Annotated in this window: 10 protein-coding genes; 8 read left to right on the top strand and 2 right to left on the bottom strand. The window is 65.0% G+C overall.

All coding sequences use genetic code 11. From position 1 onward, the window contains the following. Positions 1-71 precede the first annotated feature (71 nt). The 4 genes from prlC (at position 72) to IB275_RS00525 (ending at position 5,512) form a co-directional block, all read left to right on the top strand. Positions 72-2,117: an oligopeptidase A gene (gene prlC / locus IB275_RS00540; protein WP_192294238.1), complete on the top strand. Its 2,046-nt coding sequence runs from the start codon at positions 72-74 to the stop codon at positions 2,115-2,117. Then, on the top strand, positions 2,117-2,386 hold the full coding sequence (locus IB275_RS00535) for a YheV family putative zinc ribbon protein (protein ID WP_024763727.1): 270 nt from the start codon (positions 2,117-2,119) through the stop codon (positions 2,384-2,386). The genes prlC and IB275_RS00535 overlap by 1 nt, the downstream gene beginning before the upstream one ends. Before the next feature lie 249 nt (positions 2,387-2,635). Next, entirely contained in the window at positions 2,636-4,240 is a 1,605-nt protein-coding gene (locus IB275_RS00530) for an inorganic phosphate transporter (protein ID WP_192294690.1), read from the top strand. A 213-nt stretch (positions 4,241-4,453) separates the two neighbouring features. Further along, entirely contained in the window at positions 4,454-5,512 is a 1,059-nt protein-coding gene (locus IB275_RS00525) for a PA0069 family radical SAM protein (protein ID WP_192294240.1), read from the top strand. A gap of 1 nt (position 5,513) precedes the next feature. Here IB275_RS00525 and IB275_RS00520 read toward each other — a convergent pair whose 3' ends face one another. Next, positions 5,514-6,524 (bottom strand): hypothetical protein, encoded by a 1,011-nt coding sequence (locus tag IB275_RS00520; protein ID WP_192294242.1) that lies wholly within the window; start codon positions 6,522-6,524, stop codon positions 5,514-5,516. Between the two features lie 404 nt (positions 6,525-6,928). Here IB275_RS00520 and IB275_RS00515 point away from each other — a divergent pair, with 404 nt between their 5' ends. Then, entirely contained in the window at positions 6,929-7,645 is a 717-nt protein-coding gene (locus tag IB275_RS00515) for a carbonic anhydrase (protein ID WP_081518886.1), read from the top strand. A gap of 197 nt (positions 7,646-7,842) precedes the next feature. Continuing rightward, entirely contained in the window at positions 7,843-9,378 is a 1,536-nt protein-coding gene (locus tag IB275_RS00510; RefSeq protein ID WP_192294244.1) for a SulP family inorganic anion transporter, read from the top strand. Positions 9,379-9,381: 3 nt separating this feature from the next. Here the strand turns inward: IB275_RS00510 and IB275_RS00505 are convergent, their stop codons facing one another. Then, positions 9,382-10,026 (bottom strand): hypothetical protein, encoded by a 645-nt coding sequence (locus IB275_RS00505; protein ID WP_081518888.1) that lies wholly within the window; start codon positions 10,024-10,026, stop codon positions 9,382-9,384. A gap of 417 nt (positions 10,027-10,443) precedes the next feature. On the opposite strand from IB275_RS00505, the gene coxB reads away from it, so the two are divergent. Next, positions 10,444-11,568 (top strand): cytochrome c oxidase subunit II, encoded by a 1,125-nt coding sequence (gene coxB, locus IB275_RS00500; protein ID WP_192294246.1) that lies wholly within the window; start codon positions 10,444-10,446, stop codon positions 11,566-11,568. 10 nt (positions 11,569-11,578) lie between these two features. Next, positions 11,579-13,174 (top strand): cytochrome c oxidase subunit I, encoded by a 1,596-nt coding sequence (ctaD, locus tag IB275_RS00495; protein ID WP_081518890.1) that lies wholly within the window; start codon positions 11,579-11,581, stop codon positions 13,172-13,174. Positions 13,175-13,217 lie beyond the last annotated feature (43 nt).

Raw genomic sequence — 13,217 nt, 5'->3', positions numbered from 1 at the left:
CTTTCCTGTGGCTGCGGTTACGGTCGATTGTATTTAAGATGGCCGGGTGTTTCTTCAGCCAAGGTGCCACCGTGAGCGCGAATCCCCTTCTGCAGAGCTACGACCTGCCGCCCTTCTCCTCCATTCGCCCCGAGCACGTGAAGCCGGCCATCGAGCAGATCCTCGCCGACAACCGCGCCGCCATCGCGCGCATCCTCGCCCAGCAGAACGGCACCCCGACCTGGGCCGGCCTGGTGCTGAGCATGGACGAACTGCATGACCGCCTGGGCAAGGCCTGGAGCCCGGTCAGCCACCTCAACGCGGTGTGCAACAGCGCCGAACTGCGCGAGGCCTACGAAGGCTGCCTGCCGCTGCTGTCCGCCTACTGGACCGAACTGGGCCAGAACCGCGAACTGTTCAAGGCCTACGAGTCGCTGGCTGCCGGTGCCGAGTCGAAGACCTTCGACGTCGCCCAGAAGACCATCCTCGAACACGCCCTGCGCGACTTCCGCCTGTCGGGTATCGACCTGCCGGCCGAACAACAGCAGCGCTACGCCGAAATCCAGACGCGCCTGTCCGAGCTGGGCAGCCGCTTCTCCAATCAGCTGCTGGACGCCACCCAGGCCTGGACCAAGCACGTCACCGACGAAGCCGCGCTGGACGGCCTGACCGACTCGGCCAAGGCGCAGATGCAGCAGGCCGCCCAGGCCAAGGAGCTGGACGGCTGGCTGATCAGCCTGGAATTCCCCAGCTACTACGCGGTGATGACCTACGCCGAAGACCGCGCCCTGCGCGAAGAGGTCTATGCCGCGTACTGCACCCGCGCCTCCGACCAGGGCCCGAACGCCGGGCAGAACGATAACGGCCCGGTGATGCAGGAAATCCTCGACCTGCGCCAGGAACTGTCACGCCTGCTGGGCTTCAAGAACTTCGCCGAGCTGTCCCTGGCCACGAAAATGGCCGAGACCCCCGAGCAGGTCCTGCACTTCCTCCGTGACCTGGCCGTGCGCAGCAAGCCCTTCGCCGCCCAGGATCTGACGCAGCTCAAGGCGTACGCCGCCGAGCAGGGTTGCCCGAACCTCTCCAGCTGGGATGCCAGCTACTTCGGCGAAAAGCTGCGCGAGGCGCGCTACAGCGTGTCCCAGGAAGCCCTGCGCGCCTACTTCCCGGTGGACAAGGTGCTCTCCGGCCTGTTCGCCATCGTGCAGAAGCTCTACGGCATCCAGATCCGCGAGTTGAGCGATTTCGAGCGCTGGCACCCGGACGTGCGCCTGTTCGAGATCGAGGAAAACGGCCAGCACGTCGGCCGCTTCTACTTCGATCTCTACGCCCGCGCCAACAAGCGTGGCGGCGCCTGGATGGACGGCGCCCGCGACCGTCGCCGCACCGCCGAAGGCGAGCTGCAATCGCCGGTGGCCTACCTGGTGTGCAACTTCACCCCCGCGGTCGGCGGCAAGCCAGCGCTGCTGACCCACGATGAAGTCACCACCCTGTTCCACGAATTCGGCCACGGCCTGCACCACCTGCTGACCCGCGTCGAACACGCCGGGGCCTCGGGCATCAACGGCGTGGCCTGGGACGCAGTCGAGCTGCCGAGCCAGTTCATGGAGAACTGGTGCTGGGAGCCCGAAGGCCTGGCGTTGATCTCCGGTCATTACGAAACCGGCGCACCGCTACCCCAGGACCTGCTGGAGAAGATGCTCGCCGCGAAGAACTTCCAGTCCGGCCTGATGATGGTCCGCCAGCTGGAGTTCTCCCTGTTCGACTTCGAGCTGCACGCCACCCACGGCGACGGCCGCAGCGTCCTCGACGTGATCGAGGCGATCCGCGATGAAGTCGCGGTGATGCGCCCGCCGGCATACAACCGCTTCGCCAACAGCTTCGCGCACATCTTCGCCGGCGGTTACGCGGCCGGTTACTACAGCTACAAGTGGGCCGAAGTACTGTCCGCCGACGCGTTCTCCCGCTTCGAGGAAGAAGGCGTGCTCAACCCGGCGACCGGCGCAGCCTTCCGCGAGGCGATCCTGGCCAAGGGCGGCTCCCAGGAGCCGATGGCGCTGTTCGTGGCCTTCCGTGGCCGCGAGCCGTCCATCGACGCCCTGCTGCGCCACTCGGGCCTGTCCGAGGAGGCGGCGTGATGAGCGAGGTGAAGAAACGCTTCATCGCCGGGGCCGTCTGTCCGGCCTGCAGCGAGCAGGACAAGATCGTCATGTGGGACGTTGACGGCGTGCCGCATCGCGAATGCGTGGCCTGCGGCTACGCCGACACGCTCAACGCCCAGGGCCAGTCGGTGCCCAAGGAGCTGTCCACCCGCGTCAACACCAGCGCGCTGGAAAAGCCCAAGGACCCGAAGGTGCAGGGGGTGCAGTTCTTCCCCAATCCGAAGCTGAAAAAGCCGCAGGAATAGCGCCCGCGTGACGCTCAGCGAATGCCCCGGCTTGCCGGGGCATTTCTTTTTGGGGCACCGAAATGTCGCACATCACCACCAACATCAAGGAATGTCGAAGCAGCCTTGCCCTAGCATGGCCCTCCGCCCCGCTCGCCCGGCCCGCCCATGATCGCCATGGCCGGCTAGTCTGTAGGGCATCGTCGCAAGGAATCCGCCAGATGCCGCCACCGACCCGAAGGAAGCGCCCCCGTGCTTGACCGCTTTGGCATGCTCGAGGTGATGCGCGCCTCGCGCCTGACGCAGTTCCCCATCAGCCCGGTGCTGCGCGAGACCCACGGATTCAAGGGGCGACTGACCTTCTTCCTGCTGCTGGCCGCCGCGCTGGTATTCACCTTCGCCGCACTCGGGCACGACATCCACGCCAGCGGCACGCAGCTGGAGCCGGGCTGGTCGGTGCTGGTGCTGGTGGTCGCCTTGCTGATCGCCCTGGGTTTCGAGTTCATCAACGGCTTCCATGACACCGCCAATGCGGTGGCCACGGTCATCTACACCAACGCCCTGCCGCCGCGCTTCGCGGTGGCTTGGTCAGGGCTGTGGAATTTCCTCGGCGTGCTCTTCTCCAGCGGTGCGGTGGCCTTCGCCATCGTCTCGCTGCTGCCGCTGGACCTGCTCCTCAAGGTGGACAGCAGCGCCGGGCTGGCGATGATCTTCGCCCTGCTGATCGCCTCGATCCTGTGGAACCTCGGCACCTGGTGGCTGGGCTTGCCGGTGTCCTCGTCGCACACGCTGATCGGCTCCATCGTCGGCATCGGCCTGGCCCACGGCGCCATGGCCGGGCACCTCGGCCTGTCCGGCAACGCCTGGTCGCAATTGCTGACGGTCGGCTATGCGCTGTTCCTCTCGCCGGTGGTGGGCTTCTTTGCCGCCTTCGTGCTGCTGCGGGTGGCCAGTTCGACCATCCGCAACCGCGCGCTGTTTCACGCGCCGGAAGGCCGCACGCCGCCTCCCAGATGGATTCGGGCGATCCTCATCCTGACCTGCACCGGCGTGTCCTTCGCCCACGGCTCCAACGACGGGCAGAAAGGCATCGGTCTGATCATGCTCATCCTGATCGCCACCGTGCCCCTGGCGTTCGCCGTGGATCGCGCGCACTCGCCGGAACAGACCCGCCAATTGCTCGCCCTGACCCAGGCCAGCCAGGAACAGCTGCACCGCTCCGGCGGCAGCCCGGCGGCGGACCCGCGCCAGGCGCTGTTGAGCTATCAGGAAGATGAGGTGGTCAGACCTGAACTGCTGCCCTCGCTGGGTAGCGTGATCGGCGATGTCAGTGCGCGCCTGGAGCGCTATGGACAGCTGGACAAGGTGCCGGCCGAGGAGGTGCAGGACCTGCGCAACGACCTCTACCTGAGCCTGGAGACCATCCGCCTGCTGGACCGCAGCGACCAGCACTTCGAACTGGAAACCTGGAGCAGCCTGCAGGCGCTGCGCCAGGGCGGCGAGCAGGCGATCCGCTTCATTCCGGTGTGGGTGAAGGTCGCGGTCGCCCTGGCGCTGGGCCTGGGCACGCTGGTGGGCTGGCGGCGCATCGTCACCACGGTCGGCGAGGGCATCGGCAAGACGCCGCTGACTTATGCACAGGGTGCTTCGGCGCAACTGGTGGCCATGCTAACCATTGGCGCGGCGGACGGCTTCGGCCTGCCGGTGTCGACGACCCAGGTGCTCTCCTCCGGCGTGGCCGGCACCATGGCGGCCAACGGCAGCGGGCTGCAGTGGCCGACCATCCGCAACATGCTGCTGGCCTGGGTGCTGACGCTGCCGGCGGCCATCGGGCTCGCGGCGGGGCTGTACTGGCTGTTCACCCGGCTGCTCTGACGGGTAGTAGGGCGAATGACCTGGAACAGGTTATCCGCCGATGTGCCGTCGGCGGATAACGCTGGCGCGTTATGCGCCCTACGCACCCTGTAGCTGGGGATTGTAGGAACAACCCGACAGTTGGAATTCAGACCGCCGAGCAGTTAGTGCTGGCTGTGGAAAACTCAGTGGATTACTGTATTTATATACAGCATTCCTTCAGAGCTTTCCCACATGAGCACTTCCCTTCCACCCCGCGGCCGGGGTACCGCCAGCAATCCGCACAACCGCTTCGCGCCAACCACGTCGGTGCCTGTGGATAACGACTGGTACGACGAAGTGCCCAAGCCCCAGGTGACGGAAATCCGCAGCGAACGGGCGAAGTCGGTGATCTCGCGCAACCAGTCGCCGGACCTGCCCTTCGACCGCTCGATCAACCCCTATCGCGGCTGCGAACACGGCTGCATCTACTGCTACGCGCGGCCGAGCCACGCTTACTGGGACCTGTCGCCGGGGCTGGATTTCGAGACGAAACTGATCGCCAAGACCAACGCCGCCGAAGTGCTGGAAGAAGAGCTGAGTCGCAAGGGCTATGTCTGCGCGCCGATCAACCTGGGCGCCAATACCGACCCGTACCAGCCCATCGAGCGCCAGCAGCGCCTGACCCGGCAGATCCTCGAGGTGCTGCTGCGTTACCGCCATCCGCTGACCATCGTCACCAAGGGGTCGCTGATCCTGCGCGACCTCGACCTGCTGGCCGAACTCGCGCAGCACAAACTGGTGGGCGTGATGATCAGCCTGACCACCCTGGACGACGAGCTCAAGCGCATCCTCGAGCCCCGCGCCGCCGCGCCCTCCGCGCGCCTGCGGGCGATCCGCGTGCTGCGCGAACACGGCATTCCGGTGGGCGTGCTGTGTTCGCCGATGATCCCGATGATCAATGACCGCGAACTGGAAGCGCTGCTCGAAGCTGCCCACGACGCCGGCGCCAAGAGCGCCAGCTACATGATGCTGCGCCTACCGCGCGAAGTCGGTCCGCTGTTCGAGGAGTGGCTGGAGGTGCACTACCCGCAGCGCGCCAATCATGTGATGAGCCTGATTCGTCAGCTGCGTGGCGGGGAAATCTACGACAGCCGCTTCGGCCATCGCTTCCGTGGTGACGGTCCGTTCGCCGACCTGCTGGCCAAGCGCTTCGAGGTCGCCATGCGCCGCCTGGGCCTGAACCGGCGCGGCAGCTTCGGCCTGGACTGCACGGCGTTCGCTCCACCGCGCAGCCAGATGAGCCTGTTCTGAATCAGCGGTCGGGAGCCACCAGGTCCGCCATCATCTGGGCGAGCTGCAGCGGCGAGTTGAGCAGCTTCTCGATGACCACCAGCACGTTCTTCTCCTCCTTGCTGACCTTGCTGCCGAAGCCGAGGAAGCCGCCGCCGGAGGATTCCGCCACCGCCTTGCCCAGCGCCAGCAGGTCGGCCTTGAAGGCTGCCGCGTCAGTGTCGCTAGCCTGCTGTCCGAGCAGTCGGTTGACGTCGACCAGGTACTGCAGGCGGTTGAACGCGGGGTCGGAGAAGCGCTGCAGAAAGTCCATCAGCACCGCGCGGCCGCTGGGCGTATCCGGGCTGAGTTCGGTCATCACGCGCTGCATCAGCACGCTGGGGTACTTGCCGGACTCCTTGAACAGCTTGCCGAAGGCCGCAGCCTCCTTGGCATCGATCTCACCGTCGGCGCTGGCGACCATGCAGAAGATCGCCACGGGTGCCTCGCGCAGATGCTTCCAGTCCTCGCCGGAGAATCCGGCGAAGCCGGTCATGCCGGTGATCTGGTCTTGCTGGTGCTCCTTCCAGATCACACGACCCTCGGCGTTTTCATCGCGACCCTGGTAGAAAGCGTCGATCAGCGGTTGCAGCTCGTCCTGGGCAATGCCGGTGACGCCCAGCAGCTTGGGCTTGAACACGGCGAAGCCTTCATGGCTGTGGGCATGGCGGTAAGGGACGGCCAGCTGCATCTCACGACGCGGCTCGGCGTAGGAAACGACGTTCAGAATCAGCGCATCGACCTTGCCGACCTCCTTGTGGGTCACGAAGCCGTCGACAATCCATACCGCGCCGATCGCCTGCTGGGTGTTCTCCTGGTACATCCGCTGGCCCGCCTGCATGGCCTCCTCGCCGGTGTCCGCCATCAGCACCACCATCTTGAGCCGGCCATCGGGCTCCAGGCAGTGGAACATCGGCATCAGCAACTCGCCGCCGCTCACCGTTTGCACCGCGCTCGCGGCCGCGTTGCCGGCCATCCTGTAGATGTCTTGCATGGTCACATCCTTGTTTTCGGGGGGGAACTGGGGAAGGATCCGGCGCCGTGCGCCACGCTCGTCATCCTGACCAAGCGGTAGGCCCGGTGGTCCGGGTCTTACAGTAATCGCCACGAATAATGTCACATTGCCTGCAGCGAAAATATTGGCGTCGTCACAGTAGCACTGTGACATTTCATCGCCATGATAGCTTGTCGATATCATCTTGAAATGTCGGCGAAACATCATGCAAAAGCTCATTCCAGAGCGGTTTTTTAATTTTGGTTTAATCTTCTTCGCCTAGGGTTTGAGCACAAGGTGACTAACCGGTCACGACAGATTTTTTCCCACGGCTGTGCCTTTTCTCCCCAGGGAGAGCGTCGGCTGACGTGGGAAAATTCTTCGTCATTCTTCGAGGCTGATACATGAACGATAAAACGCACGGTGAGGATCACGCCCACGAAACGGCTGACGAGGCGCTTCGCCATATCGTCGAGGGCTTTCGCCAGTTCCGTCATGAGGTCTTCCCGCAGCAGGAAGAACTGTTCAAGAAGCTGGCCCACGCGCAGAACCCGCGCGCCATGTTCATCACCTGTGCCGACTCGCGCATCGTCCCCGAGCTGATCACCCAGAGCTCGCCGGGCGACCTGTTCGTCACCCGCAACGTCGGCAACGTGGTGCCGCCGTACGGCCAGATGAACGGCGGCGTGTCCACCGCGATCGAGTTCGCGGTGATGGCCCTGGGCGTGCAGCACATCATCGTCTGCGGCCACTCCGACTGCGGCGCGATGAAAGCGGTGCTGAATCCGCAGAGCCTGGAAAGCATGCCGACGGTGAAGGTGTGGCTACGCCATGCCGAAGTCGCTCGTACCGTGGTCGCACAGACCTGCGGCTGCGCCACCCAGGAGCACCTGGGCGTGCTCACCGAAGAGAACGTGGTAGCCCAGCTGGACCACCTGAAGACCCACCCGTCCGTGGCCGCCCGCCTGGCTTCCGGCCAGCTGTTCATCCATGGCTGGGTGTATGACATCGAGACCAGCGCCATCAAGGCCTACGACGCCCAGGAAGGTCGTTTCCGCCCCCTCGACGGCGAAGGCCCGACGCCGAGTGCGACCCCGCGCCCGCGCTACTCCCCCCAGTAAACGGCTGATACCGGTACGCTCCCGGGGCGCGGCGGCCCAGCAGAACAAACGCCGCGCCCCTCTTCTGACTTGATCCCTGCCTGAGGCGCGCGCTGCCACCGCGCTCGCCACCCCCCTGAATTGCGCGTGTCGATGCGGTCGAGACCGGCGTCGTGGGCTTTCGCGCGCCCGAAAAATGCTTGAAGGAGAACAGCGCCATGTCGGCCTCCCACTCTGTTCCATCCGGAATTTCCCAGCTACGCCAGGTACTGCCGCGCGATCTGCTCGCGTCGGTGGTGGTGTTCCTCGTCGCCCTGCCGCTGTGCATGGGCATCGCCATCGCTTCGGGCATGCCGCCAGCCAAGGGCCTGGTAACCGGCGTCATCGGTGGCCTGGTGGTCGGTTTTCTAGCCGGTTCGCCCTTGCAGGTCAGCGGTCCGGCGGCGGGCCTTGCGGTGCTGGTCTTTGAGCTGGTCCGTACCCACGGCATGGCCATGCTCGGGCCGATCCTGCTGCTGGCCGGCGCGCTGCAACTGCTGGCGGGCAGGCTGCGCCTGGGCTGCTGGTTCCGCGTGACCTCGCCGGCCGTGGTCTACGGCATGCTCACGGGCATCGGGATTCTTATCGTGCTGTCGCAGGTCCACGTGATGCTCGACCTCAAGCCGCAGGCGTCCGGGCTGGATAACCTGCTGGCTTTCCCGGCGGCGCTGCTGTCCGGGACCAGCGGCTTCGATGCGGCGCTGCTCGGGCTCGGCACCATGGCCTGCATGGCACTGTGGGACCGCTTCAAGCCCGGCCGGCTGCGCATGCTGCCCGGTGCGCTGATCGGCGTGAGCCTGGCGACGCTGGTGAGCATCGCGCTGCCACTGGATGTGCTGCGGGTGAGCGTGCCGGAGAACCTCGGCGACGCCATCGACTGGGTCCGTCCGAATGACCTCGCGGCGCTGCTCGACCCGACACTCTTGCTGGCCGCCGTGGTGGTGGCCTTCATCGCCAGCGCCGAAACTTTGCTCTCGGCCGCCGCCGTGGACCGCATGCACACTGGCCCTCGCTCGGACATGGACCGCGAGCTGAGCGCCCAGGGCGTGGGCAACATGCTCTGCGGGCTGGTCGGCGCGCTGCCGATGACCGGGGTGATAGTGCGCAGCTCGGCCAACGTGCAGGCCGGCGCGCGCAGCCGAGCCTCGGCGATCTTCCATGGGCTGTGGCTGCTGGGCTTCGTCGTGCTGCTGGGCGGGCTGCTGCGGCAGATCCCCATCGCCAGCCTGGCCGGTGTGCTGGTCTACACCGGGATCAAGCTGGTGGACCTGAAGGCGCTGCGTTCGCTGGGCCGCTATGGACGCATGCCGGTGCTGGTGCATGCGGCGACCGCCCTGGCTATCGTCGCCACCGACCTACTGACCGGTGTGCTGCTGGGCTTCGCGCTGACGGTGCTGAAGCTGGTGTTCAAGGCCGCTCGACTGAAGATCAACCTGCGCTACGACGACGAGGGCAGCGGTGCCGAGCTGCGTCTGGTCGGCGCGGCGACCTTCCTCAAGGTGCCGGCGCTGTCCCAGGCCCTGCAGTCGGTGAAGCCCGGCACGCACCTGCGTGTGCCGCTGCAGCACCTGAGCTACATCGACCACGCGTGCATGGAATTGCTGGAGGACTGGGGCCGCAGCGCCGCGGCCAGCGGCTGCCGGTTGTCCATTGAAGGCAACGGCCTGCGTCGCCGTGTGGAGGGCCGGCTGCGTGCGCTGCAGAGTGCAGGCTGAGCCTCAGTCGCGACCCAGCTCCAGTTCGACGCCGAACTGCCGCGACAGGCACGGCCACTGCTGCCAGGCCATGACCACCTGCGGGTCATTGAGACTGGCACGGTAGCTGACGGCGGATTCGGCGCTGAAGGTGCTGTCGTCGAGCATGCCGTTGACCGCGTGGTGCACCGCTTCATCCAGCTGGTTGGCGAAGGGTTCGCCGATCAGCTGGTGCGCCACCAGGTTGGCCACGGTAGTGTCCAGCGGGATCAGCGGCTGGTTGAAGTGGGCGATGTAGCGGTCGTTCACCTCTTCCACCAGGCGGTGGGCGAGGTAGGCCTCGTCCAGCAGTGCATCGAGGCCGTCGTGGCCGTCGAGCAGCGCAGGCGGGGTGAGGAAGAACTGTTCGGCGAGCTTGAGCACCGGCTTGATGCGGTCCTCAATGCCGGCCGCGCGGGCCACCGAGTTGGCGGCGTCGAGGAAGTCCGGCACCTGTTCGATGTAGGCGTGGACGAAGCGCGTCAGCGTACCGCTGGGGTCCTCTCCCGTCAGGGCGATGCTCTTGTGCAGGCTTTGCAGTTGGCTCTGGATCAGGCGGGCGAGATGGCCATGGCGGGATTCGAGCAGGTGGGCATTCCGGATCAGCTCACGCAGTGCAGCGGTGTTCATGACAGCTCCAAGACAGCGGGTTTGGAAAGTGAAGAAACACCTTAGCCGCACCCCGGGCGTAGCTAAGACGCGATTTTCATATTCATGAACTGTTTATGCCGACGCGGCATATCAGACGGCCAGCATGGTACTCCAAAGCCGCGCCGTCCGTGGCTTTGAGATCGCACTTCGGTCTTTCAAACACAGTTTTTACTCTGCGTTGTTATGTCGCAACCCGTGGCTATACTCCGCTTCGACACACCGAAAACCTGATGGACCCGGCCTGCCCTGCGTGCTGCCGAGGTACGACGTCAAAGTAAGTTGTCTTGGCGGTCACTCCCTTGGCCGTTGGCTTGTTCAGGCTCGATCCCTCTGGAATGGGGATCGCAGCCAGGGCGCTATGCCGGCGGGATAAAAACAACGATAAGGGGAACCCGAATGCTGCGACATCCACGAGTCTGGATGGGCTTCCTTTTGCTCTTGGCTTTCAGTCAGGCAAACGCCGCCTGGACGGTCAACATGACCCCCGGTGCGACAGAAGTCAGCCGTAACGTTTTCGATCTGCACATGACGATCTTCTGGATCTGCGTGGTCATTGGCATTGTCGTCTTTGGCGCGATGTTCTGGTCGATGATCGTCCACCGCCGGTCCACCGGGCAGCAGCCCGCGCATTTCCACGAGAGCACCACGGTGGAAATCCTCTGGACCGTCATTCCCTTCCTGATCCTGGTGGTGATGGCCGTTCCGGCCACCAAGACGCTGATCCACATGTACGACACCTCGGAGCCCGAGCTGGACGTGCAGGTCACCGGCTACCAGTGGAAGTGGCAGTACAAGTACCTGGGCCAGGACGTGGAGTTCTTCTCCAACCTCGCCACGCCCCAGGACCAGATCCACAACAAGGCCGACAAGGACGAGCACTACCTCCTCGAGGTGGATAACCCGCTGGTGCTGCCGGCCGGGGTCAAGGTGCGCTTCCTGGTCACTTCCAGCGACGTGATCCACTCCTGGTGGGTGCCGGCCTTCGCGGTCAAGCGCGACGCCATTCCCGGCTTCGTCAACGAAGCCTGGACCAAGGTCGACCAGCCCGGCGTCTACCGCGGCCAGTGCGCCGAGCTGTGCGGCAAGGACCACGGCTTCATGCCCATCGTGGTGGACGTGAAGTCCAAGCCTGACTTCGACAAGTGGCTGGCCGAGCGCAAGGAAGAGGCGGTCAAGCTCAAGGAGCTGACCAGCAAGGAATGGACGAAGGAAGAGCTGGTCGCCCGCGGCGACAAGGTCTACCACACCATCTGCGCCGCCTGTCACCAGCCTGAAGGCCAGGGCATGCCGCCGATGTTCCCGGCGCTCAAGGGTTCGAAGATCGTCACCGGGCCCAAGGAGCACCACCTGGAGACCGTGTTCAACGGCGTCCCGGGCACGGCCATGGCGGCCTTCGGCAAGCAGCTCTCGGAAGTCGACATCGCCGCGGTGATCACCTTCGAGCGCAACGCCTGGGGCAACAACGACGGCGACATGGTGACCCCGCAGGACGTGGTCGCCTACAAGCAGAAACAACAATAAGGAGGCCGCGATGAGTACAGTGATCGATCACCCCGACCATTCTCACGCCGGCGACCACCACCACGGCCCTGCCAAGGGCCTGATGCGCTGGGTACTGACCACCAACCACAAGGACATCGGCACGCTGTACCTGTGGTTCAGCTTCTGCGCCTTCCTGCTCGGCGGCTCCTTCGCCATGGTGATCCGCGCCGAACTGTTCCAGCCGGGCCTGCAGATCGTCGAGCCGGCGTTCTTCAACCAGATGACCACCATGCACGGCCTGGTGATGGTCTTCGGTGCGGTGATGCCGGCCTTCGTCGGCCTGGCCAACTGGATGGTTCCGCTGATGATCGGCGCGCCGGACATGGCCCTGCCGCGCATGAACAACTTCAGCTTCTGGCTGCTGCCGGCGGCCTTCGGCCTGCTGGTGAGCACCCTGTTCATGCCCGGTGGCGGCCCGAACTTCGGCTGGACCTTCTACGCGCCGTTGTCGACGACCTTCGCGCCGCACAGCGTGACCTTCTTCATCTTCGCCATCCACCTGATGGGCATGAGTTCGATCATGGGCGCGATCAACGTGATCGCCACCATCCTCAACCTGCGCGCCCCGGGCATGACGCTGATGAAGATGCCGCTGTTCGTCTGGACCTGGCTGATCACCGCCTTCCTGCTGATCGCGGTGATGCCGGTATTGGCGGGTTGCGTGACGATGATGCTGATGGACATCCACTTCGGCACCAGCTTCTTCAGCGCGGCCGGCGGCGGCGACCCGGTGCTGTTCCAGCACGTGTTCTGGTTCTTCGGCCACCCCGAGGTGTACATCATGATCCTGCCGGCGTTCGGCGCCGTCAGCTCGATCATCCCGGCCTTCAGCCGCAAGCCGCTGTTCGGCTACACCTCGATGGTCTACGCCACCGCCTCGATCGCCTTCCTGTCCTTCGTCGTGTGGGCGCACCACATGTTCGTGGTGGGCATCCCGCTGGTGGGCGAGCTGTTCTTCATGTACGCGACCATGCTGATCGCCGTGCCCACCGGGGTGAAGGTGTTCAACTGGGCGTCGACCATGTGGCAGGGCTCGCTGACCTTCGAGACGCCGATGCTGTTCGCCGTGGCCTTCGTCATCCTGTTCACCATCGGTGGCTTCTCCGGGCTGATGCTGGCCATCGCCCCGGCGGACTTCCAGTACCAGGACACCTACTTCGTGGTGGCGCACTTCCACTACGTGCTGGTGCCCGGCGCGATCTTCGGCATCTTCGCCTCGGCCTACTACTGGCTGCCGAAGTGGACCGGCCACATGTACGACGAGACCCTGGGCAAGCTGCACTTCTGGATGAGCTTCATCGGCATGAACCTGGCGTTCTTCCCGATGCACTTCGTCGGGCTTGCCGGCATGCCGCGGCGGATTCCGGACTACAACCTGCAGTTCGCCGACTTCAACATGGTCTCCTCCATCGGCGCCTTCATGTTCGGCACCACGCAGTTGCTGTTCCTGTTCATCGTCATCAAGTGCATCAAGGGCGGCAAGCCGGCACCGGCGAAGCCGTGGGATGGCGCGGAAGGCCTGGAGTGGACCATTCCCTCGCCGGCGCCGTACCACACCTTCAGCACGCCTCCGGAAGTGAAGTGAACCCACAGCGGCGGGAGCGGCATCGGCCGTTCCCGCGGTGGAG

It is taken from the genome of Pseudomonas sp. PDM21, from assembly GCF_014852505.2.
GTDB lineage: Bacteria > Pseudomonadota > Gammaproteobacteria > Pseudomonadales > Pseudomonadaceae > Pseudomonas.
This window is presented reverse-complemented; position numbering and strand designations above follow the sequence as displayed.

What these genes read in the sequence shown, in the direction of transcription:
- IB275_RS00535 (WP_024763727.1), top strand. Translation starts at nt 2,117, where the DNA reads ATGAGCGAGGTGAAGAAACGCTTCATCGCCGGGGCCGTCTGTCCGGCC.
- IB275_RS00530 (WP_192294690.1), top strand. Translation starts at nt 2,636, where the DNA reads ATGCTCGAGGTGATGCGCGCCTCGCGCCTGACGCAGTTCCCCATCAGC.
- IB275_RS00525 (WP_192294240.1), top strand. Translation starts at nt 4,454, where the DNA reads ATGAGCACTTCCCTTCCACCCCGCGGCCGGGGTACCGCCAGCAATCCG.
- IB275_RS00520 (WP_192294242.1), bottom strand. Translation starts at nt 6,524, where the DNA reads ATGCAAGACATCTACAGGATGGCCGGCAACGCGGCCGCGAGCGCGGTG.
- IB275_RS00515 (WP_081518886.1), top strand. Translation starts at nt 6,929, where the DNA reads ATGAACGATAAAACGCACGGTGAGGATCACGCCCACGAAACGGCTGAC.
- IB275_RS00510 (WP_192294244.1), top strand. Translation starts at nt 7,843, where the DNA reads ATGTCGGCCTCCCACTCTGTTCCATCCGGAATTTCCCAGCTACGCCAG.
- IB275_RS00505 (WP_081518888.1), bottom strand. Translation starts at nt 10,026, where the DNA reads ATGAACACCGCTGCACTGCGTGAGCTGATCCGGAATGCCCACCTGCTC.
- coxB (WP_192294246.1), top strand. Translation starts at nt 10,444, where the DNA reads ATGCTGCGACATCCACGAGTCTGGATGGGCTTCCTTTTGCTCTTGGCT.
- ctaD (WP_081518890.1), top strand. Translation starts at nt 11,579, where the DNA reads ATGAGTACAGTGATCGATCACCCCGACCATTCTCACGCCGGCGACCAC.